The following is a 26,935-nucleotide window of genomic DNA, read 5'->3' as shown; positions in this document are numbered from 1 at the left end:
CGGGCGTCCGTGCCGGGCCTGCGCGGTGAGCGTCCGTGCCGAGCCTCCGCGGCGGGTGTCTGTGGTGGGTGGTGACGACGCTGGTTGTGGCGCGTCGCGGGTGGGCGTCCGGGGTGGGGATGGAGCGTCGGTAGCGAAGGTGGGCGTTGAGGGTGGGCTTGCGTTTCGTTGGCGGGGTTAGGTGGGACGTTCGGGGTGCGGGGGGAACAGAGCGCGCGTTGTTCGGCTTTGCCACCTACGCCGGCGGTGAGCGCTCGGACCGGGCGCCCGCATACGACCGAAGGAGAGAGCCGCCATGCGTGCTGTCATATTCGCCGAGTACGGTGACCCGTCCGTCCTGGAAGTGGTGGAGACCGAGCGGCCCGAGCCCGGGCCCGGGCAGGTGCGGGTGGCCGTCCGCGCCGCCGGGGTGAACCCGATCGACGTCAAGCTGCGTTCGGGGTCCATGGCGGGCGGCAAGCCGCTCGCGGCGCCCCGTCGCCTGGGCTTCGAGGTCTCCGGTGTCGTGGACGCCGTGGGAGACGGGGTCGCGGACGCGGCGGTGGGCGACGCCGTCGCGGGGTGGCCCGTCGGCGGCGGCTATGCCGAGTACGCGCTGCTGTCCGTCTACGCGGCGAAGCCGGACGCCTTGACCTGGGAGCAGGCGGCGGCGCTGCCCGTGGCGGGCGAGGCGGCGGTGCGCTCGCTGCGTGCGCTCAAGACCCGCCGAGGGGAGACCCTGTTGATCAACGGTGCGTCCGGCGCCGTGGGCGCCCTCGCGACGCAGATCGCCGTGGCCGACGGCCTCACCGTCGTCGGCACGGCGGGCGCGGCGAACCTGGACCGGGTGCGGGCGCTGGGGGCGACCGCCACCACGTACGGCCCCGGCCTGGCCGACCGCGTCCGCGAGTTGGCGCCGCAGGGGGTGGACGCGGTGCTGGACGCGGCGGGGCACGGGGCGCTTCCTGACGCGATCGCCCTGCGCGGCGGCGTGGACCGCGTGGTGACGATCGCCGACCCCGCCGCCTTCGACCTGGGCGTGCCGTTCCTGTCCGGCGGCCCGGAGGACCAGACGGCGGAGGTGCTGCGCACGCTGCTGGAGGCGGCGGCGCAGGGGCGGATCACCCCGCCCGCGACCCGCGGCATGGCGCTCGACCAGGCCGCGCAGGCGCACGAGCAGGTGGAGAAGGGCGGAGCAGGGAAGATCGTTCTGATCCCTTGAGACCGCCGGTTCCGCGGTGGGCACCGCCCGCCGCCGCGGCGGGCGGGTCAGTTGGGGGTGGCCAGGGTGAGCGGGAGGATCGCCTGGGCGCCCGCCTCTCTCAGCAGGCGGGTGGCGACGGTCATGGTCCATCCGGTCTCGATCCGGTCGTCGATCAGGAGCAGGGGTCCGGCCGCCTCCTTCACGGCGACGGCGACGGACTCGGGCAGCGCCAGCGAGTCCCAGACCGAGCGGAGGCGCTGGGCGCTGTTGTGCCGGCGCGGGACGGGCTCGCCCACGGGGACCAGTTCGCCGAGGAAGGGCAGGCGGCCGATCTCCGCGATGCGCCGACCGAAGGTGCCGACGAGGCGGGGCCGGGAGCGCGAGCCGATCGTGACGACACCGGTGGGGCGGGCGGCCCAGTCCCACGCGGCGAGGACCTTGACGACGGCGTCGACCATGTCGGCGGGGACATCGGTGTCGCCGCCGGCGAACAGCTCGCGGAGCCGGTTGCCCCAGCCGATGTCGGTGAGGCGGCCGAGGGCGCGCCCCGTCTCCGCCTGCAGCTCCGGTCGGATGCGGCCGGAGACGCCGAGGTCGTCCTTGACGCCGGTAGGCCACATTCGGCGAGGGGCGACGTCGACGCCGGGCCGGTGCAGGCGGTCGCGGGCGCGGGTGGTCCCCTCGTCGGTGACGTCGGCGGGCCAGTGCTCGCCGGTGCAGTTGTCGCAGCGCCCGCAGGGCGCCGCGGCGGGATCGTCCAGCTGGCGGCGGAGGAACTCCTCGCGGCAGGCCCCCGTCGCGATGTAGTCGAGCATCGCCTGCTGCTCGCGGCGGCGTTCCGCCGTGACGCGCTCGTAGCGCTCGCGGTCGTAGGCCCACGGGAGTCCGGTGGACGTCCAGCCGCCCTTGACGCGGCGGACCGCGCCGTCGACGTCGAGGACCTTCAGCATCATCTCCAGGCGGTTGCGGCTCAGGTCGACCTGCGGTTCCAGGGCGCCGGTCGACAGGGGGCGGTCGGCGGCGTCCAGGACGTCGAGGGTGGTGCGGACGACGGGTTCCGGCGGGAACGCGAGGCTGGCGAAGTAGGCCCAGATCTCGCGGTCCTCGCGGCCGGGCAGCAGGATCACCTCGGCGCGGTCGACGCCGCGCCCGGCGCGCCCGATCTGCTGGTAGTAGGCGACCGGGGACTGCGGCGCGCCGACGTGGACGATGAAGCCGAGGTCCGGCTTGTCGAACCCCATCCCGAGGGCGCTGGTGGCGACGAGGGCCTTCAGCCGGTTGCCCTGGAGGTCCTGTTCGGCCTGGAGCCGCTCGGCCGGCTCCGTCTGGCCGGTGTAGACGGCGACCTCGTGGCCGCGGTCGCGGAGGTAGCCGGTGATCTCGTGGGCGGCGGCGATGGTGAGGGTGTAGATGATCCCCGAACCCGGCAGCGACGCCAGGTGCTCGCCGAGCCAGGCGATGCGCTGCTCGGCGGTGGGCACGGAGACGACCGCGAGGCGGAGCGAGTCGCGCTCCAGAGGCCCCCGCAGGACGAGGGCGTCGTCGCCGGCGAGTTGCTCGGCGACGTCCTGGGTGACGCGGGCGTTCGCGGTGGCGGTGGTGGCGAGGACGGGGATGCCCGGCGCGAGCTCGGCGAGCAGGGTGCGCAGCCGGCGGTAGTCGGGACGGAAGTCGTGCCCCCAGTCGGAGATGCAGTGCGCCTCGTCGACCACGACGAGCCCGGCGCCGGCGGCGAGCCGCGGCAGGACCAGGTCGCGGAAGTCGGGGTTGTTGAGCCGTTCGGGGCTGACCAGCAGGACGTCGACCTCGCCGGCCTCGACCTCGGCGAAGATCCGCTGCCAGTCCTCGGTGTTGGCGGAGTTGATCGTGCGGGCGTGGATGCCGGCCCGGTCGGCGGCCTCGATCTGGTTGCGCATCAGCGCCAGCAGCGGTGAGACGATCACGGTGGGGCCGGCGCCGCGCTCGCGCAGCAGCCGCGTCGCCACGAAGTAGACGGCGGACTTGCCCCAACCGGTGCGCTGCACCACGAGGGCGCGGCGCCGGTCGACGACGAGGGTGCGGATGGCCGTCCACTGGTCGTCGCGGAGCCTGGCGTGCTCGCCGGCGAGGGCGCGCAGGCACCGCTCGGCGTCGTCGCGGAGTCCGTCGGGAGTGCTCATGCCCCCTTTGGTACCAGCGGCGGGCGAGCACTCGCACCAGAACCCGGTTCTGTGGATAACCCTGCGCCGACCCGGCGGTGACGGTCGGTGGCGCCATGGGTAGCCTGCGTGGAAGATCGGTTTCATGGCGGAAGGGACACCAGCGGGGGATGGGAGCGGCGGAACGCTTGCGGCGGACGTGGCATGTCCTGTGGGACGGATCGCCGCCGGAGCCCCCCGAGGACGAGCCGAGCGAGGTCGTCGACCCGCGCGCGGTGGACCTCGTCCTCCGCGTCGGCGAACTCCTTCTGGCCAGCGGCGAGACCACTGAACGCGTGAACGAGGCGATGCTGGGCCTCGCGGTCGCCTACGAGCTCCCCCGCTGCGAGGTCCAGGTGACGCTCACCAGCATCCTGGTGTCGGCCCACCCCGGCAGGGGCGCGCCGCCGGTGACGGGATCGCGCGCCATCCGGCGCCGTACGCCCGCCTACTGGCGCCTCACCAAATTGCACGCCCTCGTCCAGGAGGCGTCCATCGGGATGCTGGAGCTCGATGAGGCCCACAAGCAGCTCGCAGAAATGAAGCGGGGGCGCGGCCCGTACCCGCCTTGGCTCATCGTGGCGGCGCTGGGTCTCATCGCCGCCTCGGCCAGTGTGCTGTCGGGCGGCGGCCCCCTGGTCGCGGGGACGGCGTTCGTCGCCACCCTGCTGGGCGACCGGACGGCCGCCGCCCTCGCCCGCCGCGGCATCGCGGAGTTCTTCCAGCTGACGGTGGCCGCCGCCATCGGCGCCGCGGCCGCGGCCATCGTCGTCGCGGCGGGCAACCCGCAGCACGCCTCGACCATCGTCACGGGCGCGATCCTCGCCCTGCTGCCCGGGCGGCCCCTGGTGGCCAGCATCCAGGACGGCATCACCGGCGACCTCGTCAGCGCCGCCGCGCGCGGGCTGGAGGTCTTCTTCATGATCGCGGCCATCGTCGCGGGCCTCGGCGCGGTGGTGTACATCGCGGTGAACCTGAACGTGCCGATCGACGTGAGCCACCTGCCAACGGCCCCGGTGACGCTGAAGCCGGTCCAGCTGATGGCGGCCGCCGCCGTCTCGGTGACGTTCGCGGTGTCGCTGGCGGCGCCGCGCGACGTGCTCCTGGCGTCCGCCCTCGGCGGCGCGCTGATCTGGACGATCTACGTGCTGCTCAGAGGATGGAACGTTCCGCCCGTGCTGGCCTCGGCGGTGGCGGCGATCGTCGTCGGCGTGCTGGCGAACTGGCTGGCCCGGCGCCACGGCGCGCCCGTGATGCCGTTCGTGGTGCCGGCGATCGGTCCCCTGCTGCCGGGAACGGCGCTCTACCGCGGCATGGTCGAACTGAACACCGGCTCCCCGCAGTCCGGGGTACTGAGCCTCATCGGCGCCCTGTCCGTGGCCCTCGCGCTCGGCGCCGGCGTCAACCTCGGTGGAGAGTTCGTGCGCGCGTTCCAGCGCGTCGGGCTCACCGCGGGGGGACGCTGGGCGCGTCCTGCGGCCCGCCGGACGCGGGGCTTCTGACAGCCCGCTCTCCACGGCCCCCGAAACTGTCGGTGGCGGGCGTTACCTTCGCGGCATGTACCGACAGGGAGACATCCTGATCCTGCCCGTGCCGGAGGCGGAGGTCCCGCAGTCCGTGCGGGAACTGCCGCCGTCCCCGAGGGACGGCCGGGGGCGCATGGTGCTGGCGCTGGGCGAGGCCACCGGTCACGCGCACGCGCTCACGGCGCCGGGTTCGCTGCTGCGGGTCCCCGATCCGCTCGCGCCCGACCACCTGCACCTGCCGTCCGGCGGCCGGCTCGTGCACGAGGAGCACGCGGCGATAACCCTGCCCAAGGGCTGGTACAAGGTGATCCGGCAGCGCGAATACGTGCCGGGCGCCGTCCGGGTCGTGGCGGACTGAGGGGCGGCGTAGATGGTCACCGAGATGCTGCGCGAGCCGCACTTCGTGGTCGGCGACTGGCAGGCGGACGCCTTCCGCACCGATCCCGCCGACCGGGCGCGGGCGGAGGCCGGGGTGGCCGCCGCCTACGTGGCCGCGGGCCTGGCCGCTCCCGAGCGGTTCGTGTGGGTGCCCTCCCCCGCGCGCGGGGCCGTCGCGGCCGCCGTGCTGGGCGGGCATGAGGCGGCGCTGCGCAAGGCCGGGCTGGACGACCTGCTCGACCGGGCCCGCGCCGACCTCGGCGAAGGCGCGGCGGGGGCGAGCGTCCTGGCGGACGTGCGGACCCGCCCGTGGGAGGCCGAACGAACGGCGGCCTGCTCCGAACAGGGGCCGGAGCAGTGGCCGCGGACGTGGGCCGAGACCGGCGGCCTGCTCTGGAACCAGGTCCAGTCGCTGGTCACACGGGTGCGCAGCGCCGTCGGCGAGCAGGCACAGGGCCGGTCGGCCAGGGCGGGCGGCCTGATGTCGACGCCGGAGGAGAACGCGGCCGAGAGCATCCTGCGCGCCGCGACGCTCGACGCCGTCTTGGGCCAGCACGACGCGCCGTGGCTGGCGCTGTTCGAATCGGTGGGCCGGCTGGACGGGCCTTTGGCGGGCTTGGCGGAGGCGGCCCGCTCGTCCGGCTGGTGGTGGCCCTACGAGCGGCTGGTCATCCTGTCGGAGCGCCCTTGCGAACTGCACCGCGACGAACCGGGGCGGCTGCACCGCGGAGACGGACCGGCCCTCGCCTACCCCGACGGGTTCTCGCTGCACGCCTGGCGCGGCATGCCGATCCCGCCGGATTTCGTGGCCTCCCTCACCGGCCTCACGGCCGACCGCATCTCCGCCGAGGAGAACGCCGAGCTGCGCCGGGTGATGCTGGAGATCTTCGGCTACGACCGGTACCTGGCGGAGACGGGCGCGCGGCCCCTGCACCAGGACGAGACCGGCGTGCTGTGGTCCATCGACCTGCCCGGGGACGAGCCCGTCGTCATGGTCGAGGTGGTCAACTCCACGCCCGAACCGGACGGCACGCACCGCACCTACTACCTGCGGGTCCCGCCGTCCACGCGCACTGCGCGCGCGGGGGTGGCATGGACGTTCGGCGTCGACGAGGCCGACTACCGCCCGCAGAAGCAGACCTGACCCCTGGACGGCCTCCAGCGGGTCCGCGCCGTCCGTCCTCGTGGCGGGAGCCCCTTGGTAGCACTTCCCCAGTCACCAAGGGGCGCCCGCCCGCTCCCGTCCTCCCGTTCCCGTCCTCCCGTTCCCGTCAAGCGGTCACGTCGTCGCGGCCTGCGCCCAGGTCACCTTGCCCTCACCGGTCGGCCGCCAGCCCCAGGAGCGGGACAGAGCGCCGACGAGGAAGAGCCCGCGGCCGCTTTCGGCCTGCAGGTCGTGCGGGGGCTCGACAGGTCCCTCGGGGTTGTCGTCCCATACCTCCACCATGGCCGTCTTGTCGTCCGGCAGGTAGAGCACGAGGGTGACGGTGCTGGCGTGACGGATCGCGTTGGTGACGAGTTCGCTGGTGATCAGTTCGACGTCGCCCGTGGTGTCCGGGCGGTCCCAGCCCTCCAGCGCGGCGCGGACGACGTCGCGCGCCGCGCGCACCGACGTGTCCGCCGGCTTCAACGCGAGGAGGAAGTGGGGGCGTTCGAAATAGTCCACGGCATCGCCTAACGGTCGCCTGCTATCGCCAGCATGCGCCCTCCAGGGCGGTCGTGCACGGGAACCGCTCCCTATGTCATGACCGTCCGCGCGGCTCGACCACCGCTTGAGTCGTTCACTGTTCGCAGTCATTCAGCTCCGTTTGGTGACCATGCGGGACCATCCACAGAGTGGCGGCACGGACGGAGAATTGCAAGGCGTCCGCGAACGCCCGTCCCGTCCGCGATCGGACGGCGCCCTGGCAGGTCGCAGAGGTGGGTCACCTCGCGGCTACATCTCGCCGAGCAGGGCGGGGATGCGTTCGAGGACGCCGCCGGCGAAGGTGTCGTAGAGGCCGAGCGGCTTGAGGTGGACATAACCGATGTGACAGTCGCACGTGTCCATCGGGCAAGGGCGGGGTGCGAGGGCGTCGCGGAACGAGCCGTCGTAGAGGTTGCCCAGGACGGCCGGGACGAAGTGGCAGCGGCGGACCGTCCCCTCACCGTCGACCGACACGACGGTCTCGCCCGTGCGGCAGGCGAGACCGCGGCTGGCGTGGGGGTGCCGGCTGACCGGGAACAGCGGATCGATCGCCGTCCAGGCGGCGGCTTCCTTGTCGCTGTAGGCGCGCCCTTCCGCGGCGTTGACCCACAGGTAGGTGTCGGCCGGTAGTTCTCCGCGGAGGCGGCGCGCCGCGTCCAGGTGACTCGGCTCGCCGACGATCCCGACGCTGTGGCGGACGCCGCGTTCGGTCAGCTCGCGGCACTTCCCCAGGAAGCGGTCGTAGGTGACCTGACCGGGGTGGTACGTCGCCCACAGGGCGAGCTTGGACAAGTCTGCGTCGGACGTCCACGACACGCGGTGGCTGAGGTTCGTCTGGATCGCGACCCGCTCGACGTGCGGAAGGTGGCTCAGCTCCGTCAACGCCCGCCGGTACCAGGACCTGACGAGCCCCTCTCCCCAGGGCGTGAAGAGGACCGACACGGGGTGCTCCTGCGCGGCCACCCAAGCGGTGAAGCGTTCGAGGGCCGCACGGTCCGCGCGGAGTTGTTCCGGTGTGTCGCGCCGTTTGGCGAACGGGCAGTAGGGGCAGTCGTAATCGCAGCTGGCGAGCGGGCCCCGGTAGAGGATCGTGAGGTGCTGCATCAGCGCGCCTGGTAGGAGGCCATCAGTTCCCTGACGGGCCACGAGAAGAGCGCTGGTCCGATCGCGTCGGAATGGGCGAGCCCTTCGGGCGTGAGCCTCAGGACCGCCTCCGTGGTCTCCAGCCAGCCGAGGTCGTCGAACGGCGCCAGTTCCGTGGCGAAGTCGGCGCACGGGTCGGTGCCGAAGCGGGCCTTGTAGGAGTCCCGGTCGAGCCCGTCGGCCTGAAGGAGCGATTGGAGGAGATGGCGGCGGCGCCGCTCCCCCTCGTCCAGTTCGAATCCGACGCGCGCGGTGGTGAAGTCGTCCTCGCGCACGTAGCCGTCGATGATGGAACGGACGTGCCGCTGCTCGACCGCGTACTCGAACGAGTAATGCAGGCTGCTCGTGTACGAGCGCGCTCCCGAGCCCAGGCCGACCATCCCGTCGGTCTGGCAGCAGTATTCGGTGCCGCCGGTCGCGCCGTTCGGGAGCCGGAACATGCGCATCGAGACCTGCTCATAGCCTTCGCTCAGGAGATGGTCGCGGCCGAGCCGGTAAAGGGCGAGGCGCTCGTCGTCCCAGTCCTGCGTGCGGCGCCCCAGTCCGGTGAGGGGGCGCACATAGAGCGGGTAGAGGTAGAGCTCCTCCGGACGCCATTCCAGTGCGGCGTTCAAGGAGTGGAGCCACGTGGCGGGCGTCTGTCCGTCGATGCCGTAGATGAGGTCGATGTTGAGCGTCGGGAAGCCCACGGCGCGGATCCGGTCGAGAGCCGCCTCCACCTCCGCGCTTCTGCGGGCGGACGGCGGCGCGGGCCTCCTCGTCGATGAAGCTCTGCACCCCGATGGACACCCGGCTGGTGCCGCGTTCGGCGAGGACGGCGAGCCGGTCGGTGGTCGCGGTCGCCGGGGACGTCTCCACGCCGAGCGGGATCTCGCCGAATCCGGGGAACCTGCCGGCGATGCCGCAGAGCCGTTCCAGTTCCGCCGCGGTGAAGTAGGTGGGCGTTCCGCCGCCAAAGGCCGCGGTGGCGAACGAGGCACCGTCGCCCAGCGCTTCCAGTACGGCGGTCGCCTGCCGGTCGAGCGCGTCCAGGTAGGCGCCGGTCAGCTCTTCGGGGGCGCCCGTCCGCGTAAAGAGGTTGCAGAAGCCGCACCGCATCTCGCAGAACGGCACATGCATGTAGAGGAAGAGCGCGTCCAGCGGTTCCTTCGCCCACACCTCTCGCAATGCGGGTTGCGGCGTCAGCGGGCGGTAGGCGGTCTTGTGCGGATAGGCGTAGACGTACGCCTGGTACGGCCCGGTGGTGGTCACGATAGAACGAACTCCCCGTACGGAACGGTCCACACGACTTCGTGGCCGATGCGGTGACCGGTGTGGCCGTCCTCTCCGTACGCCGTTCCATGGTCGGAGCAGACGATGACGAAGCACGGACGGCGCATCAGGTCGAACAAGCGCCCTATATGAGCGTCGACATGGCGGAGGGCGGCGGCGTGACTGGCGCGAGTGTCCCCGTGCGCGCGCGTACCGCCGTCCAGGTAGAACCAGTTGGGCTGGTGCAGGGACGCGACGTTCAGGAGCAGGAACAGGCGACGGTCCGCGGGCAGCCGCGCCATGACGTCGGCTATCCGGTCGAGCTGGTTGGGCAGCGCGGCCGGGTCCGTCACTCCGAATCCGGGTTCCCAATGGCTCTCGGCGAAAAGCGACGGCAGAGCGGAGCCGAGCGGTGTGCGCTTGTTGAAGAAGCCGACGCCGCCGACGCACACCGTGTGGTAGCCGGCGGACGCGAGCCCGGTGGGCAGGTCGGCGGCGTCGAACGTCCATGTTCCGACGCCGGTCGTCTCGCTGCCCGGGAAGGCCCCCGCGAACAGCCGCGGGTGGGGGCCGGGGGACGCGGGTGTGGGCAGGAACCCGGCCAGCATCGCGGTGTGGGCGGCATAGGTGAAGCTGCCCGGCGTATGGCGGCGCTCCCAGCGGCCGCCGGGAAGCAACGAGGCCAGGGTGGGCGTCTCTCCGGCGGCCGCCAGTTCGGCGGCCACGTCGTAGCGCAGCGTGTCGAGCGTCACCAGCAGCACGTCGTGGCTGCCGATGACCTCGTTCATGTCGTACATACGGGGGCGATCTCCGGCAAAGCGGCTCTGACCTGGGCAGTGTAGGTGTCCAGCCCCTCGGCCGGGCCTCCGGCCAGGCCCGTGAGCCCGGGGAGCAGATCGCCGAACGCGTTGACCTCGCACACGGCGAAGCGCCTCATGCCCTGGAGCACGAGCAGGTCCACTGCCACCATCGGGCTTCGCGGAAAACAGGCGGCCGCCCGCGCGCACACGTCGAGCGCCCGGCGCCATCCGTCCGGCCTGAGCGCACGCTGGACCGCCGCCACATCGCCCCGCGTACCGCCGAGATGAAGGTTGGTCATGGGGCTGCGGCTGGTCCGCGCGACGACGTGCGTAGGCGTGCCGCCTATGACGACCACCCTCAGATCGAACACGCGCCCGCCGAGCGACGCCTTGGGCAGCCACCGCTCGACATGCAGGCCGTCGGGCGCCAGCGCGTCGACGAGCGCCGCGACATCCCTCTCCGTCTCGTACGCGCGCACCCGCAACGAGTTGAACAGGCCCATCCCGTTCATGGCGGTCGAGGTGACGGCCCTGACGCGGCCGCCCGGCGCCGTCTGCAAGGCGACCACGCCGGAAGCCGACGAACCGTGCGCCGCCTTGACGAAGACCCTCCGCTCCCCGAGTTCGTCCATGTGCGCGCGCAGTTCCTCGTAGGAGCGCACCGGTGGGAGCGCCTGGGGAACCGGTACGCCGTCCGCCGCCATGCGCGCGTGCGACCGCCGCTTGTCGAACATGACCGCGATCTCCTCGACGTCGCCGAGAAGCCGTGCGCCCGCGCGCGCGGCGGCGTCCTGGATGCGGTCAAGCGCGGCAACGAACGTCGAGTACCAGCGCGCGCCCCCGCCCACACGGGACGGGTCGCCCGGACCGCGCAGGAGCGCGTCCGCCGCCGGGTCCTCCCCTGGGGAGTCGATGCGCAGCACGTCGCCCGGAGCGAGGACGACGTCGGCGCCGCGCAGCACGTCCGTCCAGGCGATGAGGCGAGGCTCGGGCAGGCCGCAGGAGCGGCACGCCTGCGCGAAGAGCGCGGGACGCCGGTCGCCCGGCGTCCCGACCACGACGAACCTCATCGGCCCACCGCTGGGCGAACGCTCACTCCGACACCGCGATGTAGCGCCAGTCGCCGTCCGGCTTCTCCTGCTCGCTCAGGTCGACCTCGACTCCGGGGAACGCGACCTCGACCCGCTCGACCATGGCGTCGGACAGGAAGTGGTGGTGCAGGTCCAGCTTGCGCAGGTGGGTGAGGGGCTGCCCCGACAGCAGCGCCTCCGCGCCCTGGTCGGTGAGGATGCCCATCGCCAGGCTGAGGGACTCCAGCCGCGCCACGATGGGCGCGCCCGCGACCGCCGCCGCGATCTCGTCCTGGATCTGGCTGTCCTCCAGGCCGAGGTGGCGCAGCGCCGGCAGCCGCTCGCCGGACAGCAGCGGGGCCAGGTCCGCGACGGTCGCGTCACCGCCGTAGTTGTCCTCCCCCAGCCACAGGTCGAGGTGCTCCAGGTTCGGCAGCTCGCTCGCCGCCACGGCCTGGACGACCCGCGCCGGAAGGCCGCCCGACTCGAACCGCAGCACGCGCAGACGCGTGCTCTTGATCGGGGACAGGGTGAGGCCCTGCGCGCCGCGGATCTCGAAGCGCTCCAGCTCCGGGAACGCGGCGAGCAGCGGCGAGATGTCGCCGTGCTCGATCCAGGAGATCTCCGACTCCTCCCCGGTGATGTCGCCGAAGAAGAGCGACCTCAGCTTCGGGAAGGCCGCGGCGTTCTCGGTGAGCAGCGCCACCGGGTCGGACTTGCTCTCGTCGTAGGACGCGCCCCAGTAGCCGACGATGAGGGCCGTCACCTCAGTGGTGTCGACCGTCTCCAGGAACCGCGCGAACGTGTCGGAGAACGGCTCCTCGTCGAACATCGTCCCGACGTACCAGGCGGCCTCGCCGGCGGGCGGGAGACCCTCGTCGGTCTCCTCCCCGCCGGTCGCGCCGTCCTCGTCGTCCTCGTCCTCCACCCCCGTCTCGCAGTCGAAGGTGGCCACCGGAAGGCCGGCGTACTCCTCTAGATGCTGATAAACGCCCATGGGTCCCTTTCGGAAGTTCGTCGGCACCATGTCCTATCAGGACCGACGGACAAACCGCGGCGATTTCGGCGCGCCGCCGCACCCCGGGCGCTCCGGAGCCGTCCAGGAGCCGCTCAGGAGGCCATCAGCACCGAGCCCTTGTACTTGTCCTGCACGTACTTGCGCACCTCGGGGCCGCGCAGAAGCTGGACGAGCTTCTTCACGCGCGGGTCGTTCGCGTTCTCCGGCAGCGTGACGATGCCGTTGGCGTAGGGGTTGCCCTCCGGCTTCTCCGCGGCGAGCGCGTCCTTGACCGGCGACAGGTTCGCCTCCAGCGCGTAGTTGCCGTTGATGACCGCGGCGTCCACGTCGTCGAGCGAGCGCGGCAGCTGCGCGGCCTTCAGCGGCTTGAACTTCAGGTGCTTGGGGTTGCTCGCGATGTCCTTCTCCGTGGCGCTCGTGGGCGCGCCCGGCTTCAGCGTCAGCAGGCCGTTGTCGGCGAGCAGCTTCAGCGAGCGACCCTCGTTCGCCGGGTCGTTCGGCACCGCCACGGTCGCGTTCTGCGGGATCGCCTGCAGGCTCTTCACCTTGCTGGAGTACACGCCGAGCGGCTCCAGGTGCACGGGCGCGACGAACGTCAGCTTGGTCCCGGCCTTCTTCTCGTACTCCTCCATGAAGGGCACGTGCTGGAAGTAGTTGGCGGTGACCTGCTTCTCCTTCAGCGCGGTGTTGGGCTGCTGGTAGTCGTCGAAGGTCACGATGTCCAGCTTGAGCCCGGCCTTGGCCGCCAGGTTGTCCTTGACGTACTTCAGGATGTCGCCGTGCGGGACGGGGTTGACCGCGACCTTCAGCGGGGCGTCCGGATCGTCGGACGCGCCCGAGGAGCCGCAGGCCGCCAGGCCCGCGACCAGGCCGACGGAGGCGAGCGCGATGGTGAGCTTGCGAAGCACGAGGAGTGCCTTTCTGTGCGGTGAGAGCGGTGTCACTTGTGGGAGAGGCGGCGGGCGACGAGGTCCCCCACGGCCTGGATGATCAGGACGAGCACGACGAGCAGCAGCACGGTCGCGACCATGACCTTCGTCTCGAAGCGCTCGTAGCCGTAGGTGACGGCGAGGTTGCCGAGCCCGCCGCCGCCGACCGTGCCGGCCATGGCGGTGTAGCCGATCAGCGCGATCACGGTGACGGTCAGCCCGGACACCAGGCCGGGCCGGGCCTCGCGCAGCAGCACCTTGCCGACGATCTCGCGGCGGGTCGCGCCCATGGCGTCCGCCGCGGCGATCACGCCCGGGTCGACCTCGCGCAGCGCGATCTCGACGAGCCGGGCGTAGAACGGGATGGCGCCGACGGTCAGCGGGACGATCGCGGCGGCGTTGCCGATGCTGGTGCCGACGACGATCCGGGTGAACGGGATGATCGCCACCATCAGGATCAGGAACGGCAGCGACCGGCCGATGTTCACGACCACGCCGAGGACCCTGTTGACCGGCGGGGCGGGCAGCAGCCCGCCGCGCTCGGTGACCACCAGCAGCACGCCGAACAACAGCCCGAGCACGGCGGTGAACAGCGTCGCGACCCCGGTCATGTAGAGGGTCTCCCGGGTGGCCGGCCACAGCAGCGGCATGACCTCGTCCCAGCTCATCGGGCGTCCTCCTCGGCGGGCGCGGTGGCGGTCGGAGCGGCGGGCGCGCCGGTGGACGGCGCCGGGGCGGCGGTGGTGCGGGTCCGCACCTCGACCGCGAGGCCGGACTCGCGCAGGAACGCGAGCTGCGCGGCGTTCGCCGACGGGTCGCCCGGCAGCTCGAGCTGGAGCCGCCCGACCCGCTCGCCGCCGACCGTCTCGACGGCGCCGCCGAGGATGTTGACGTCCAGCGCGTACTTGCGGGCCAGCGCCGACACGAACGGCTGGTCGGTCGCCCCGCCCACGAAGGTGACCTCGACGAGCGTCGTGCCGTCGCGGGGTTCGGCGGGCGGCAGCGGGAACAGCCCGCGCGCCAGCTCGGACCCGGGACGCGCCAGCAGCTCGGTCACCGGCCCGGACTCGGTGAACCGGCCGTCGCGCATGACCGCGGCCGAGTCGCAGATGCGCTTGACGACGTCCATCTCGTGCGTGATCAGCAGGACGGTGAGGCCGAGGCGGCGGTTCAGATCGCGCAGCAGCTCCAGGATCGACGCGGTGGTCTCCGGGTCGAGCGCGGAGGTCGCCTCGTCGGACAGCAGCACCTTCGGGCGCCCGGCGAGCGCCCGCGCGATGCCGACGCGCTGCTTCTGCCCGCCGGAGATCTGCGCCGGGTACGCCTTCGCGTGCCCGGTGAGGCCGACCAGGTCGAGCAGCTCGGCGACCCGCTCGGCGCGCTCGCGCCGCGGGACGCCCATGACCTCCAGCGGGAACGCGACGTTGCCGGCCACCGTGCGGCTGCCGAGCAGGCCGAAGTGCTGGTGGATCATGCCGATGCCCTGCCGGGCGCGGCGCAGCTCGGCGCCCCGCAGCGCGAGCAGGTCGCGCCCGCCGATCACGACGCGGCCCTCGTCCGGGCGGTCCAGCAGGTTGACGCAGCGCAGCAGGGTGCTCTTGCCGGCGCCGCTCGGGCCCAGCACGCCGAAGACCTCGCCTTCGCGGACGGTCAGGTCGACGCCGTCGACGGCGGTCACCTCGCGCCCGCGGGCGCGGTGGACCTTCCTGAGTTTTTCGATCTGGATCACAGAGAATCATCCGTGCGGACGGGCGCCGCCCTGGTCGGGGCGGTGCGGGGGTGGACGGGGCAGCTCCGGTGCGTGTCCGATCAGGTGCCGCGGCGTCCGGTCGTGCGGGAGCCGGGCCCGGCGGGCCCGGGCGGCCGGCGCCGGCGGTTATCCACAGAACACGGTTCCACTTCCGCGTCCGGGACGGCCGCCCGACGATGTCCTCAGCGGGTCCGGCCGTGGCGGCCGGGTCCGGCGGAGGCGGCCTCGCGCTCGATCGGGCGCGCGGCCGGTCAGGTCCGACCGGGGGGATACGGGGCGTGGCTCAGCAGGTGGCGTTGGAAGTTCATGTGCGGCTCGGGTCTCGGAGTTCGCTCGCTTCGGGGCGCGAGGCTCAGGCGGGGGCCCTCAGCGGTCACACATTCGCCGGCAGCACGTACGCCGCATGGCCCGCTGCGTCAGCGGGCCGCGCTCACGGCGGGGGCGTACGAGGCTCATGTCAGCAGTCAACCAACCAACGACAAATGACGCAAATCGCGCCGCGGCCGCGAACGCGCCGGTCAGCCGCCCGCGGCCCGTTCCCGGACCGCCGGAGAGCCGGACGCGGCGGGCCGCCGCCGGGCACCCGGCCGACGCCCGCCGGGCGCCGGGAGCGGCGCTCACCCTGCACGGTCGCGGGGACCGGGTCAGTTGTCGTAGTAGTCGAGGTACGCCGAGCCCGAGCCGCTCCGGACCGAGATCGACCGGTCCGACCGGTCGTCGGCGAGCGCCCGGTTGAGATGCGTATCACCCGAGCCGGTCCAGCCCTGGACCCGGTAATGCGAGCCCGCAGGCACGATGATCTTCACCGAGCCCGCGTCGGCCGAGACGTCCACGGTCCGCGGCGGCTCGGCGTAGCGCAGGTCGAGCTCCCCGGCGCCCACCACCGCCTCCGTGTCGGCCGAGGCCAGCCGGGTGCCGCGGATCGTCCCCGAGCCGACCCGCGCCCGCAGCGCGCCGTGCGAGCCGACCACACTGATCTCCCCCGACCCGGTGCGCAGGTCCAGGTCGCCGTTCACGCCGCGCACGGTGATCTCCCCCGAGCCCGACGCCGCCGAGACGCGCACGCCGGCCGGAACCTGGACGTCGATGTCGGCGCCGCATTCCCAGCCACCGTAGAGGCTGGCCGCGCCGGGGCACCGCACGGCGATGGACAGCACGTCGCCATGGAGCGACTCCGCCACGACCGGCTTCCGCAGCACCCACTTCAGCCGCTTGAAGACGCGCGCCCGGCCGTCCGCGCCCGTCCCGATCGACACCTCGGCGCTGCCGGCCTCGACGCGGAGCTCCTTGATCGCGTGATGGTACGGCGTGACGTACTCCGCGGTCCGCCGCATCGCCCGTCCGCCCATCGCCAGGCAGACGGGGACGACCACGACGGCGGCGGTGGCGGCCGCGAGGAAGATCCACACGCCGCGGCGCCGCGGCCGGTCCCCTGCGGCGGCCGGCGAGCCGGTGCCCGGGCCCTCGTGGGGCGGGCCGGCCTCGGGCGCGGCGGCGCCTGTCCCGGTGGCGGTCATGTCTCCCCGTCCAGGAAGCGCAGCACGGCGAGCACGCGGCGGTGGTCGCCCTCGGCGTGCGGGAGGTCGAGCTTGGCGAAGATGTTGTTGATGTGCTTGGCGACGGCGCTCTCGCTCACCACGAGGGCGGCGGCGATCCCCGCGTTCGAACGCCCCTCCGCCATCAGCGCCAGGACCTCCTTCTCGCGCGGGGTCAGCCGGTCGAGGGGGTCGCGATGACGGCGCAGGAGCAGCTGCGAGACGACCTCCGGGTCCAGCGCGGTGCCGCCGGCGGCCACCCGGCGCAGCGCGTCCAGGAACACCGACACGTCCGCGACCCGGTCCTTCAGCAGGTACCCGACGCCGCTGGTGTTCGTCGACAGCAGGTCCGCCGCGTACCGCTCCTCGACGTACTGCGACAGCAGCAGGACGGCGACCTCCGGCGACTCCCGCCGCATCACCAGCGCGGCGCGCACGCCCTCGTCGGTGAAGCCCGGCGGCATCCGCACGTCGACGATCGCCGCGTCCGGGCGGTGCTCGCGCACGGCCGCCAGCAGGCCCTCCGCCTCGCCGACCGCCGCCGCCACCTCGAACCCCGAGGTCTCCAGCAGCTTGATCAGCCCGGCCCGCAGCAGGACCGAGTCCTCGGCGATCACAATGCGCACGGCAACTCCACGGTGACGGTCGTCGGCCCCCCGGCGGGGCTGGTGATCCGGAAGGTACCGTCCACCGACCTGACCCGGCGCCCGAGCCCGGTCAGGCCCGTCCCCCTCGCCGGGTCCGCGCCGCCCACGCCGTCGTCGGCGACGGTCACGCGCAGCTGCTCGCCCTCCCGGATCACCGCGACGTCCACCGCGGTCGCCTCGGCGTGCTTGACGACGTTGGTGAGCGCCTCCGAGACGACGAAGTACGCGACCGCCTCGACGGTCGACGAGGCGCGCGGCTCCACCTGGACGCGCAGCCGGACCTCCAGCGGCACCCGGGCCGCGACGCCGGACAGCGCTGCGTCCAGGCCCCGGTCCTCCAGCACCGCCGGATGCAGACCGCGGATCAGGTTGCGCAGCTCGGTCAGCGCCTCCTTGGCCTCCTCGTGCGCCTCGACGATCACCCGCATGGCGTCGTCGGGCACGCCGGTGAGGGTCTCGCGGGCCAGCCCGAGGTTCAGCGCGAGCGAGACGAGCCGCTGCTGCGCGCCATCGTGCAGGTCGCGCTCGATGCGGCGGCGTTCGAGGTCGGCGGCGTCCACGACGCTGGCGCGCTTCTCTGCCAGGTCCTCGACCCGCCGCTCCAGCTCGGCGGCCCGGTCGGGCCCGAGCAGCGCGACCGCCGCGCGCGCGTCCAGGCGCCTGACCCCGGCGGCGACCCACGGCGCCGCGACCAGCAGCAGCACGCCGACGACCGACAGGATCCCGACGCGGACGGCGTGCGCCTTGTCCACCGAGCTCAGCGGGCTCGTGCCGGGCAGCGCCCAGGTGTACGCGCCGGCGGACGCGAGGATCGCCCCGCCGGTCCACGCGGCGATCGTCGCCAGCCCCCCGAACGCCAGGATCGGCCCGACGAGCAGGTGGTACCGCAGCACCCGCCACACCTCCGGCCTGCGGAGCCCGCGCAGCACCTCCCACGCGCGACCCTCGTCGAAGCCCGGCATGGGCGGGATGTGCAGCCCCAGCATCGCCCAGCAGCGTTCCCGCTGCCAGCGCGTCAGCGGCCGCAGCGCCAGCAGCGTCAGCGCGCACGACCCGGCCAGCACCAGGAGAACCGGTGTCAGATCCACCGGCGCCCAGAACGGCCAGACCGAGCAGAGGACGGCCCAGCCGGCGAACTGCAGCGGCACCCCCGAGGCGACGAACGTGGTGTCGCGCCACGCCGCCGGCGACCACGGAGCGTGCGCGAGGGCACGCCGGGCCGGAGAGATGGATGCCATGGACGCAACCGTATTGCCCCAGTTGGGGCGCTGCCATGAAGCGAACATCCGGGACGAAGGTGAACCTGGTACCACCCCCGGTCGGATATGCGCGCTACTGATCGTGAGCCGGTTCGCGACCAGGCTTGATCGTGCACCCGGTCAGCGGTGCGAGATCACCAGGGAGTCCAGTCATGGTCGCGAACACCGTCCCCTTCCCCGCCCCCGGCCGCCGCCCCCGGCCCCTCTCCCGTCCCCGCCCTCGGCGGCCCCTCTCCCGTACCGCACTGACCCGTGCCGCGCTGTCCCGTCGCGGGGCGCTCGGACAGCGGGAGCGCTGGATCGGCCTGGGCTTCGCCGCCGGCGGCGTCATGATGGTGCCCTGGATGTTCGTCCTGGCCCGCACGCTGCCGTCCACCACCCAGGTGTCGAACTGGTCGATGGCCTGGGTCGGGCTGGACGTGCTGATCGGCGCCGGGCTCCTCGGCACCGGCGTGCTGCTGGCGCGGCGCGACCCGCGGCACGGCCTGCCCGCCGCCGCCACCGGCGCCCTCCTGGCCATGGACGCGTGGTTCGACGTCCTGACCTCCGCCCCCGGCGCGGAGCGCGCCCTGGCCGTGGCGATGGCCGCCGGGCTGGAGCTGCCGCTCGCCTGCGCCTGCGCAGTCCTCGCCGTCCGCTCCCTGTCCCCCACCCCGGCACCCGCCCTGCCCACCGAATCCGACGACCACCACCTGATGCCCGTCCAGCCCGCGCCATCCGACCAAGACGACCCGGCACCCATCCCGACGAACAGGACCGACGACAACCGCTCAGCGCCTGCCCAGCCCGCAGCAGCCGACCAAGACCGCCCGAAGCCCGTCCCGCCGAACGGGAGCGACGACAACCGCTCGGCGCCCATCCAGCCCGCAGGAGCCAACCGAGAACACCCGAAGCCTGTCCCGATGAGCGGAATCGACGACAACCACTCGGCGCCTGCCCAGCCCGCAGCCTCCGACCAAGACCGCCCGAAGCCCGTCCTGCCGAACGGGACCGACGACAACCGCTCGGCGCCTGGCCAGCACACCGCGACCGGCAACGCCCGCCTGACTTCCCTTCCGCCCGCACGACCGGGCGGCGAGCATCCGGCGGCCTTTCGGTGGGAGGGCCTGAGCGGCGGTGTCCGTGGGGAAGGGGCGGCGGGTGAGCACGGGGCGCCTTCGGGGCGTCAGGGAAGGGGCGGTGTTCGAGAGTACGCGGAGGGTGCTGGAGGGGCCATGGCGGACGGGTCGAAGGGCTCGGACCTCGGCGGATACGGGGGCGGAACAGGCGCTGAAGATGCGAACGACGGGGCGATGAAGGACAGATGGCAAAGCATCGACGGGAGTACGCCAGACGGGTGAAACCAGACGAGCCGGACCTCTAGAGTGAGTCGAACGTCGGGGCCCTCTCGCGGGAGGGCCCCTACCCCTGCCTGCACGATCAGAGGTCCCCGAACATGAACGACCACGAGGTGCATGAGGAGTGCCTGCGGCTCCTTCGGGACGGCATGCCCGATCCCGCCCCCGACACCTTCGACGAGGAACGGGACTTCCTTCCGCTCGGCCTCGACATGGACGGCGACGTCGCCGTTGTCACGTTCCTCCACCAGTGGGGCGGGGGCGGCGTCGACCCGTTCATCGAGGGCAGAACGTTCCACCGGCGGGACGGCGAGTGGATGGGCCTCGGCGGGGGCGGCGGCTCGGCGCCCTACGAGCCCCTGGTGCGCCGCTCGTCCGGTGAGATGGGCCGCTACCTGTACAAGTACGGCACGGGGCGGACGGTCCGGAACGCCAACCGGCTGCTGCCGTGGGGCGCGAAGTGGGTGAACGAGGCGCGGCTGCGGGCCTCGGCCGAGGTGACGCGGGTCCGGGTGGGCAAGCGGTTCCTTCACGTCCCGCCGCACGGGCACATCGTCGTGGTGTGGGGCGCCCGGCGCGGCCCCGTGGTCGAGGCGCTCGCGGCGGACGGCTCGGTGCTGGACACGCTGGACCTCGACAGTCCCGCCGTCCCGGCGCGCTCGGACGCCTGATATTTGACCGATCGTTCTCAATAGCCGTACGGTCGACCCATGGCGCGGACCAAGGAGTTCGATCCGGACGCGGCGCTGCTGCGCGCGCTGGAGTTGTTCTGGGAGCGGGGGTACGAGGCGACCTCCATGGCCGACCTCGTAGAGCATCTCGGCATCGCCCGCGCGAGCGTCTACGCGACGTTCGGCGGCAAGCACGAGCTGTTCCTGCGGGCGCTCGAGCGCTATCTCGAGACGACCGATCCGAAGATCGCCGAGGCGCTGTCGCAGCCCGGCCCGGTCCTGCCGGCCGTGCGCGCGCTGATCGACCGCTACGCCGATGAGGCGGGCCGGGATCGCCCGCGCCTCGGCTGCCTGGTGGTGAACACGGCGGTCGAGCTGGCCGCCCGGGACGCCGAGGCGGCGCGCCTGGTGGAGTCCAGCTGGAACTTCCTCGAGGCGACCCTGACGTCGGCGCTGACCCGCGCCCGCGCGCAGGGGGAGTTGCCCGGCGGCGCCGACCCGCGCGGCCTCGCCCGGCTCCTGCTGGTGATCTTCCAGGGCATGCGCGTCCTGGGCCGGGCCCCGGCGGAGGAGGCCCGGATCCGGGACGCCGCCCGCCAGGCCCAGGCCCTCCTCGCCTGACCCCTCGCGGGCGCCCCCGCGGCCTCCATACCGGCGCCGCCCCGCCCGCTCGCCGCACTGTCGCCGGGCGCCCCGCATGCCTGGCGTCACTGACGCGGCCGACGCGCGCGACCGCGCCGCCCGTACGGGTCGACGCCCATGCCTCTGACCGCTTGCCCTTATTCAAGACCGATCATTCTGAAATTGAGAGATGCCATGAGAGAACGCTTCGCCGAGCGGGTCGTCCTGGTCACCGGCGGCGCCGGCGCGATCGGCCGGGTCACCGCCCGCGCCTTCGCCGAGGAGGGGGCCACCGTGGTCCTGTCCGGACGCGACGAGAAGGCCCTCGTCCAGGCCGTCGAGGAGATCCAGGCCGGCGGCGGGCGCGCCGATCACGTGGTCGCCGACCTGACCGTCCCCGGTGACGCCGCCGCCATGGTCGCCGCGGTCACGGGCCGCCACGGCGGCCTGCACGTCGCGGTCAACAACGCCGGAACGCTCGGGCCCGTCGGTCCCGTCGCCGACCTCGACGAGGACGCCTGGCGCACGGTCCTCGACGTTAACCTGACGGGCGTGTTCCTGTCGATGAAGCACGAGATCGCCCACATGCGCGCGCACGGCGGCGGCACGATCGTGAACATCGCGTCCAACATCGGCGTGCACGGGCGCAGGCCGGGGATGGCCGCGTACGCCGCGTCGAAGGCGGGCGTCAGCATCCTGACCCGCTCCGCGGCCATCGACCACATCGCCGACGGGGTGCGCGTCAACGCGGTCAGCCCCGGCGCGAGCGACACCCCTATGTCGCTGCGTCCCGGCGAGACCAGGGCGGAGCGCGACGCGCGGCTGAAGTCGGCCATCCCGGCGGGACGGCCGAGCGACCCCTCGGAGGTGGCCGACGCCGTCCTCTGGCTGGCCTCCGACGAGTCGGCCTACCTGGTGGGCCACGACATGGTCGTCGACGGCGGCACCACCGCCTGACGAGGCATCCCCAAGGCCCCGGTGGGCAGACTCACCCTATGGCTCTGACGCCCGACTACGACGCAGACCCGGAGCGTTTCCGCCTCGCCGCGCGGGTCACCCGCCAATACCTGATCGGAGCGCGGAGCCTGCACGACCACATCGCCGCCAAGCTGCTGGCGGCCGGGGCCTCCCGCGTGCTGGACATCGGCTGCGGGGAGGGCGCGCTGCGCCGCGCCCTCCCCGACTCGCCGCGCTTCCGGTTCGTGGGCCTCGACGCGTCCGCGGCGCTCCTGCGCGCCCACCCCGCGCCGCGCCTGCGGGCCGACGCGCTGCGCCTGCCGTTCCGCGACGGCGCCTTCGACGCGGCCGTGGCGGTGAACATGCTGTACCACCTGGACGAACCGCGCATCGCCCTGCGGGAGGCGCGCCGGGTGCTGGCGCCCGGCGGGACCTTGCTGGTCTCGGCGATCTGCCGGACCGACAGCCCGGAGCTGGCGCCGGTCTGGCGTCCCGAGCCGTCCACCTTCGACGCCGAGGACGCGCCGGCGCGGGTCTGCGAGGTGTTCGACGAGGTGGAGGTGGAGCGCTGGGACGCCCCGCTGATCACGCTGCCCGACCGGGCCGCGATCCGCGACTACCTGATCGCGAGGCGGGTCCCCCGTCCCCAGGCCGCCGAGGCGGCGTCACGCCTCCCCACCCCGCTCCCGGTGACCAAGCGGGGCTCCCTCCTCCTCGCCCGCCGCTGACCCCCAGAGACCACGGCGGCCCTCAACGCCTGATCGGCTCGCGAACAACCAACCCGCAGCCCCGCCCCGCAGCCCAACCCCACGGCCCAACCCACGCCCCCAGCCCAGCAGCCCAGCCTCGACGCCGACTCCGACGCTGGTCCCGAGGCAGGTTTCCATGCCGCCCCTGAGGCCAGCCCTGAAGGCGCTCCCATAAGGCCGCCTTTTTAGGCCGCCCCTCAAGGCCAGCCCTAACGAGTCGTCCGCAATGCCGATCATCAACGTCGGTCGCCGTCGGTGGCTGGGCGGAGGGTCAGAGCCAGCCGAGATCCCGGGCGGTGGTGACGGCGGCGTGGCGGTTGTGGACGCCGAGCTTGGTGACGGCGGCGGACAGGTAGTTGCGGACGGTGCCCTCGGACAGGCCGAGCCCGCGGGCGATGCGGGAGATGGGGGCGCCGTCGGCGGCGGCGCGCAGGGTGTCGAGTTCGCGGGGGGTGAGGGGGCACTCCTCGGCGGCGAGGGCGTCGGCGGCGAGCTGCGGGTCGATGTAGCGGGCGCCGGCGGCGACCTGGCGGATGACCTCGGCGAGCCGGGCGCCGGGGGCGTCCTTGCCGAGGAAGCCGCGCACGCCGGCGGCCATCGCGCGGCGCAGGTTGCCGGGCCGGCCGTGCGCGGTGACGATCACCAGGCGGCAGCCGGGCAGGTCGCGGGAGAGGCGTTCGGCGGCGGCGAGTCCGTCGAGGCCCGGCATGTCGATGTCGAGGACGGCGACGTCGGGCCGGAGGGCGAGGGCGCGGTCGACGGCCTCGTCGCCGCGGCCGACGTCGGCGGCGACCTCGATACCGTCCTCGGTCTCCAGCAGCAGGACGAGGGCCTCCCTGATCAGCAGGTGGTCGTCGGCCAGCAGGACGCGGATCATGCCTCTCCCCTCGGTGCGGGGGCCGCCGGGACCGCGGCGGTCACCCGGAAGGTCCCGTCGCCGGACGGCCCGGCGCTGAAGCGGCCGCCGGCGGCGGCGATCCGCTCGGCGAGGCCGGTCAGGCCGCTGCCGGAGTCGCCCGCGGCGCGGCGCGGCGCGCCGTCGTTGACGATCTCCACGCGGACGCGGTCGCCGTCGGCGCGCACGGTGATCTCGCACCAGGTGGCGCTGGAGTGCCGGAGCACGTTGGTGGCGGCCTCCCTGGCGACCCAGCCGAGCGGTTCGTGCACGTGGGCGGGGAGTTCGGGGGACACCTCGGGCCGGTCGCAGCGGATGCCGGCGGCGCGCAGGACGGCGGACATCCCGTCCAGCTCGGTGCGCAGGGACGTGGCGCGGTAGCCGCGGACGACCTCGCGGACGTCGCGGACGGAGTCGCGCGCCATCGTCTGGATCTCGGTGAGCTCCTTGCGGACGCGGCCGGGGTCGCGGTCGAGGTAGCGTTCGGCGACCTCCGCGCGGAGCGCGACGGCCTGGAGGCTGTGGCCGAGGACGTCGTGCAGGTCGCGGGCGAAGCGGAGGCGCTCCTCCCCCACCGCGGACCGGGCCACCTCGGCGCGCGCCTCCCGCAGTTCCTGGACGACGTGGAACAGCCATACCTGTACGTATCCGGAGAAGGCGGCGAGCGGCACGCCGACCATCTCGTAGAGGACGCTCAAGGCGGGCAGGCCGAGGACGACGCCGTAGACGGGGGTGAGGACGGCCGCGGCGGCCGCCACCGGGATCGCCTGCCGGAGCGGCAGGACGACGGCGATCAGCCCGGCGGGGACGAGGAGGGCGTTGCCCCAGCCGTGGCCGACGCCGAGCAGCGGCAGCGTCCAGCAGATCGCGGCGATCGCGGCCAGCCCGAAGCGGTGCCCCGGGGCGGTGCGGCGCATCATGTTGAGCCACAGCATCCGGGCGTAGAGCGCGAACGCGATGGCGACTCCGGCGGCGGAGAACGCGACGCGTGCGGGGTTGTGGCGGTCGAAGACCTCGTACCAGAGCGCGGGCAGGAGGAACCCGGCGAGGGTGACCGCCGTCATCCCCACGATGATCGCGGCGATGACGGTGGGGCGCGGGATCCTCGGCTGCACGCGCCCAGAGTATGCGGGTGTCAGGGGATCGGGGCGCCGCCGAGGCCGGTGCGCGGGGACGATCCCGCCGAGCGCGCGCAGGAGCGGGGTCCGGCCGCCGTCGTCCACGCTTCCGGCGCCGGTCAGGCGGCGTGCGGGGCGTGCCGGGCGGCGCTGCCGGACGGGGCGGGGGTGCCGGACGGGGCGGGGGTGCCGAGGCGGGCGGAGGCGCGTCCGGTGACGAGGCGGCCGTCGTCGAGCACGCCGACCCGGTCGGCGCGGCACGCCTCGCCGGTGTCGCGGGTCGTGATCACGACGGTGCTGCCGTGCGCGGCCAGCAGGAGCAGGACGGACCAGACCTCGCGGGCGGCGGCCTCGTCGAGCCCGGCGGTGGGTTCGTCGAGGAAGAGCACGTCGGAGCGGCCGATGAGGGCGAGCGCGAGGTCGAGCAGGCGCCGGCGGCCCGGGTCGAGCCGTTCGAAGGGGACGTCGGCGTGGCCGGTGAGGCGGGCGAGGCGCAGCGCCTCGTCGCGGGTGACCGGGTCGAGGGTCCAGCGCCGCCAGGTGTCGATGATCTCGGCGACGGTCAGCCCGGGGAACAGGCCGCCGTCGCGCCAGACGGTGCCGGACCGGGCGGCGTCGCGGTCGGTGTAGGGGTCGGCGCCGCGGACGCGGACCGTGCCGCCGGTCGGGCGCCGCAGGCCGGCGAGCATCTCCAGCAGGGTGGTCTTGCCCGATCCGTACCGGCCGAGCAGCGCGTACACCTCGCCCTTCGCCACGGTGAACGAGACGTCTCGCACGGCCTCGTTCAGCTGCAGGTCGCGTACCTCGATCACGGGTGCCTTCATGGGTCCCATGCTGCCGACGGACGATCTCCGCGTGCAGTCACGGACGTCAGGTGCGGGCCATGAAGTTCGCAGGGGCCGGACATGACATCTGTCATGGGCGGGCGATGGCCCAGCCTCGCGGGGGTATCAGGGCGCCTTCGCCGTGGAAGTCGGCGTCTCCGGCGATGCGGGTCCATCCGGCGGCGGGGAGGTCGGCCTTGGCGGGCTCGTCGGCGAGGTTGAGGACGACGCCCAGTCGCTCATCGCCCTGCCCCACTGTGTAGGAGAGCGCCGTATTGGTCAAGGTGGCGACCTTCGTGTGCGCGCGGACAAGCCATGGGTGGCGGCGCCTCACGCCGATGAGGTCCTGGTGGAGGCGATGGTGGGGAGCGCCGTAACCGGGCGCCTCGTCGGGGCGCACAGGGAAGGCGGGACGTATGGCGTCGTCGCCGCCTTCGCGTTCCTCCTTGACGCCGTGGAAGGCGAACTCGTCACCGGCGTAGATGGAGGGAACGCCGGCGGTGGTGAGGAGGACGACGAGCGCGTGCGCGAGGTGGCGTTCGTCGTCGAGGCGGCTGGCGATGCGCGTCACGTCGTGGTTGCCGACGAAGGTCTGCGGGACGAACGTGCCGAGCATCCCGTCGTGGCGGGTGAGGGCATGGGCCAGCTCGAAGAAGTTGCGGTCGTTCAGCGAGCTCCAGATGGCCTTCCATAGTTCGTACTGGGTGACGGAGTCCAGCCCGCTGCGTTCCACGAAGCCCGCATAGTCGCCGTGGATGACCTCCCCCACGAGCCATGCGTCGGGGAAGCGCGCGCGGACGCGGTCGGTCACCGTCCGCCAGAACTCCGCCGGGACGGCGTACGCGGCGTCCAGCCGCCATCCGTCGATGCCGCGCTCCAGCCAGTGGCTCATGACCTCGACGGCGTAATCGGCGACCGCCGGTTCGTCATGGTTGAGGGCCACGAGCTTGTGGTGGCCCTCGAACGTGCGGAAGCCGCCGTCGCCTTCAGGGACGAACCATCCCGCGTACGGCGACGCGCCGCCCCGCGCCTCGACGTCGGCGAAGCGCGGGAAGCCCCGGCCGACATGGTTGAAGACCCCGTCGAGGAGGACCCGGACGCCCCGCTCCGACGCCGCTTCGACGAGCCGCCGCAGGTCGTCCTCGTCGCCGAGGCGCGGGTCGACGCGGAAGTGGTCGACGGTGTCGTAGCCGTGGGTCTCGGACGCGAACACCGGCCCGAGGGCGAGGCCGTTGCAGCCGAGCGCCACCAGATGGTCGAGCCATCCCGCGATCCGCTCCAGCCGGTGCTCGGGCGGGGAACCGGACGGGAGGGCGGCGCGTTCGGCGCCGGTGAAGCCGAGCGGGTAGACGTGCCACCAGATGGCGTGATCAGGCCAGCGCATGCGCGTCTCCTTACCCGGGAATCATC

General features: G+C 73.3%; 25 protein-coding genes and 1 pseudogene. 9 read left to right on the top strand and 17 right to left on the bottom strand.

Going from position 1 to position 26,935, the window contains the following annotated elements; genetic code table 11:
- The first annotated feature begins 295 nt into the window (after positions 1 to 295).
- Positions 296 to 1,201, top strand: a complete 906-nt coding sequence (locus ABT299_RS26775; RefSeq protein WP_387029763.1) for an NADP-dependent oxidoreductase — start codon at positions 296 to 298, stop codon at positions 1,199 to 1,201.
- 47 nt (positions 1,202 to 1,248) lie between these two features.
- Here the strand turns inward: ABT299_RS26775 and ABT299_RS26770 are convergent, their stop codons facing one another.
- Entirely contained in the window at positions 1,249 to 3,342 is a 2,094-nt protein-coding gene (locus ABT299_RS26770; protein WP_500252392.1) for a RecQ family ATP-dependent DNA helicase, read from the bottom strand.
- 149 nt (positions 3,343 to 3,491) lie between these two features.
- Here ABT299_RS26770 and ABT299_RS26765 point away from each other — a divergent pair, with 149 nt between their 5' ends.
- Genes ABT299_RS26765 through ABT299_RS26755 form a run of 3 tightly spaced genes read left to right on the top strand, consistent with a single transcriptional unit; the run spans position 3,492 to position 6,408 of the window.
- Positions 3,492 to 4,862, top strand: coding sequence for a threonine/serine exporter family protein (locus ABT299_RS26765; protein ID WP_190857925.1), 1,371 nt, complete (start codon positions 3,492 to 3,494; stop codon positions 4,860 to 4,862).
- 55 nt (positions 4,863 to 4,917) lie between these two features.
- Entirely contained in the window at positions 4,918 to 5,244 is a 327-nt protein-coding gene (locus ABT299_RS26760) for a DUF8820 family protein (RefSeq protein WP_190857927.1), read from the top strand.
- 12 nt (positions 5,245 to 5,256) lie between these two features.
- Positions 5,257 to 6,408 carry a DUF6745 domain-containing protein gene (locus tag ABT299_RS26755; RefSeq protein WP_500252391.1) on the top strand — a complete coding sequence of 384 codons (1,152 nt, stop codon included), beginning with the start codon at positions 5,257 to 5,259 and terminating at the stop codon, positions 6,406 to 6,408.
- Positions 6,409 to 6,543: 135 nt separating this feature from the next.
- Here ABT299_RS26755 and ABT299_RS26750 read toward each other — a convergent pair whose 3' ends face one another.
- The 12 genes and pseudogenes from ABT299_RS26750 to ABT299_RS26695 all read right to left on the bottom strand — a co-directional run bounded on the left by ABT299_RS26750 (position 6,544) and on the right by ABT299_RS26695 (position 18,332).
- The gene (locus ABT299_RS26750; protein ID WP_347256753.1) at positions 6,544 to 6,930 is read right to left on the bottom strand and encodes an ATP-binding protein; all 387 of its coding nucleotides are present in this window, start codon (positions 6,928 to 6,930) and stop codon (positions 6,544 to 6,546) included.
- A gap of 270 nt (positions 6,931 to 7,200) precedes the next feature.
- Positions 7,201 to 8,055: an STM4011 family radical SAM protein gene (locus tag ABT299_RS26745; protein ID WP_500252390.1), complete on the bottom strand. Its 855-nt coding sequence runs from the start codon at positions 8,053 to 8,055 to the stop codon at positions 7,201 to 7,203.
- A pseudogene (locus ABT299_RS26740) lies at positions 8,055 to 9,378 on the bottom strand (STM4012 family radical SAM protein). Before ABT299_RS26740 ends, ABT299_RS26745 begins: the two are co-directional and overlap by 1 nt.
- Entirely contained in the window at positions 9,342 to 10,142 is an 801-nt protein-coding gene (locus ABT299_RS26735) for an STM4013/SEN3800 family hydrolase (RefSeq protein ID WP_387029755.1), read from the bottom strand. The pseudogene ABT299_RS26740 and the gene ABT299_RS26735 overlap by 37 nt, the downstream one beginning before the upstream one ends.
- Positions 10,130 to 11,215 carry an STM4014 family protein gene (locus ABT299_RS26730; protein WP_500252389.1) on the bottom strand — a complete coding sequence of 362 codons (1,086 nt, stop codon included), beginning with the start codon at positions 11,213 to 11,215 and terminating at the stop codon, positions 10,130 to 10,132. The genes ABT299_RS26735 and ABT299_RS26730 overlap by 13 nt, the downstream gene beginning before the upstream one ends.
- A 22-nt stretch (positions 11,216 to 11,237) precedes the next feature.
- Positions 11,238 to 12,212 carry an STM4015 family protein gene (locus tag ABT299_RS26725; protein ID WP_500252388.1) on the bottom strand — a complete coding sequence of 325 codons (975 nt, stop codon included), beginning with the start codon at positions 12,210 to 12,212 and terminating at the stop codon, positions 11,238 to 11,240.
- Positions 12,213 to 12,325: 113 nt separating this feature from the next.
- Entirely contained in the window at positions 12,326 to 13,141 is an 816-nt protein-coding gene (locus ABT299_RS26720) for a MetQ/NlpA family ABC transporter substrate-binding protein (RefSeq protein WP_387029750.1), read from the bottom strand.
- A gap of 32 nt (positions 13,142 to 13,173) precedes the next feature.
- Positions 13,174 to 13,830 (bottom strand): methionine ABC transporter permease, encoded by a 657-nt coding sequence (locus tag ABT299_RS26715; RefSeq protein ID WP_387029747.1) that lies wholly within the window; start codon positions 13,828 to 13,830, stop codon positions 13,174 to 13,176.
- Entirely contained in the window at positions 13,827 to 14,891 is a 1,065-nt protein-coding gene (locus ABT299_RS26710) for a methionine ABC transporter ATP-binding protein (protein ID WP_500252387.1), read from the bottom strand. Before ABT299_RS26710 ends, ABT299_RS26715 begins: the two co-directional genes overlap by 4 nt.
- A 665-nt stretch (positions 14,892 to 15,556) precedes the next feature.
- Positions 15,557 to 16,429, bottom strand: a complete 873-nt coding sequence (locus tag ABT299_RS26705) for a DUF4097 family beta strand repeat-containing protein (protein WP_500252386.1) — start codon at positions 16,427 to 16,429, stop codon at positions 15,557 to 15,559.
- Complete coding sequence (locus ABT299_RS26700; protein WP_190857950.1) at positions 16,426 to 17,073, bottom strand: response regulator; 648 nt, start codon at positions 17,071 to 17,073, stop codon at positions 16,426 to 16,428. Before ABT299_RS26700 ends, ABT299_RS26705 begins: the two co-directional genes overlap by 4 nt.
- Positions 17,061 to 18,332 carry a sensor histidine kinase gene (locus ABT299_RS26695; protein ID WP_500252385.1) on the bottom strand — a complete coding sequence of 424 codons (1,272 nt, stop codon included), beginning with the start codon at positions 18,330 to 18,332 and terminating at the stop codon, positions 17,061 to 17,063. Before ABT299_RS26695 ends, ABT299_RS26700 begins: the two co-directional genes overlap by 13 nt.
- A gap of 173 nt (positions 18,333 to 18,505) precedes the next feature.
- Here ABT299_RS26695 and ABT299_RS26690 point away from each other — a divergent pair, with 173 nt between their 5' ends.
- The 5 genes from ABT299_RS26690 to ABT299_RS26670 all read left to right on the top strand — a co-directional run bounded on the left by ABT299_RS26690 (position 18,506) and on the right by ABT299_RS26670 (position 22,667).
- Positions 18,506 to 19,693, top strand: coding sequence for a hypothetical protein (locus ABT299_RS26690; protein ID WP_500252384.1), 1,188 nt, complete (start codon positions 18,506 to 18,508; stop codon positions 19,691 to 19,693).
- 95 nt (positions 19,694 to 19,788) lie between these two features.
- Entirely contained in the window at positions 19,789 to 20,361 is a 573-nt protein-coding gene (locus tag ABT299_RS26685) for a hypothetical protein (protein ID WP_387029736.1), read from the top strand.
- Between the two features lie 39 nt (positions 20,362 to 20,400).
- A complete protein-coding gene (locus ABT299_RS26680; protein ID WP_500252383.1) occupies positions 20,401 to 20,982 on the top strand; it encodes a TetR/AcrR family transcriptional regulator in 582 nt (193 codons plus the stop codon).
- Between the two features lie 195 nt (positions 20,983 to 21,177).
- The gene (locus ABT299_RS26675) at positions 21,178 to 21,939 is read left to right on the top strand and encodes an SDR family NAD(P)-dependent oxidoreductase (protein WP_190857961.1); all 762 of its coding nucleotides are present in this window, start codon (positions 21,178 to 21,180) and stop codon (positions 21,937 to 21,939) included.
- A 38-nt stretch (positions 21,940 to 21,977) separates the two neighbouring features.
- On the top strand, positions 21,978 to 22,667 hold the full coding sequence (locus tag ABT299_RS26670) for a class I SAM-dependent methyltransferase (protein ID WP_190857963.1): 690 nt from the start codon (positions 21,978 to 21,980) through the stop codon (positions 22,665 to 22,667).
- A 292-nt stretch (positions 22,668 to 22,959) separates the two neighbouring features.
- Here ABT299_RS26670 and ABT299_RS26665 read toward each other — a convergent pair whose 3' ends face one another.
- The 4 genes from ABT299_RS26665 to ABT299_RS26650 all read right to left on the bottom strand — a co-directional run bounded on the left by ABT299_RS26665 (position 22,960) and on the right by ABT299_RS26650 (position 26,909).
- The gene (locus tag ABT299_RS26665) at positions 22,960 to 23,565 is read right to left on the bottom strand and encodes a response regulator (RefSeq protein WP_500252382.1); all 606 of its coding nucleotides are present in this window, start codon (positions 23,563 to 23,565) and stop codon (positions 22,960 to 22,962) included.
- Positions 23,562 to 24,698 (bottom strand): sensor histidine kinase, encoded by a 1,137-nt coding sequence (locus ABT299_RS26660; RefSeq protein WP_500252381.1) that lies wholly within the window; start codon positions 24,696 to 24,698, stop codon positions 23,562 to 23,564. The genes ABT299_RS26665 and ABT299_RS26660 overlap by 4 nt, the downstream gene beginning before the upstream one ends.
- Positions 24,699 to 24,820: 122 nt before the next feature.
- Positions 24,821 to 25,525 carry an ATP-binding cassette domain-containing protein gene (locus ABT299_RS26655; RefSeq protein WP_500252380.1) on the bottom strand — a complete coding sequence of 235 codons (705 nt, stop codon included), beginning with the start codon at positions 25,523 to 25,525 and terminating at the stop codon, positions 24,821 to 24,823.
- A 91-nt stretch (positions 25,526 to 25,616) separates the two neighbouring features.
- Positions 25,617 to 26,909 (bottom strand): alpha-amylase family protein, encoded by a 1,293-nt coding sequence (locus tag ABT299_RS26650; RefSeq protein ID WP_500191111.1) that lies wholly within the window; start codon positions 26,907 to 26,909, stop codon positions 25,617 to 25,619.
- Positions 26,910 to 26,935: the final 26 nt, after the last annotated feature.

It is taken from the genome of Spirillospora sp. NPDC000708, from assembly GCF_040299565.1.
Taxonomy (GTDB): domain Bacteria; phylum Actinomycetota; class Actinomycetes; order Streptosporangiales; family Streptosporangiaceae; genus Spirillospora.
Note: the sequence above shows the minus strand (reverse complement) of the source record. Positions and strands in the feature narration are given on the sequence as shown.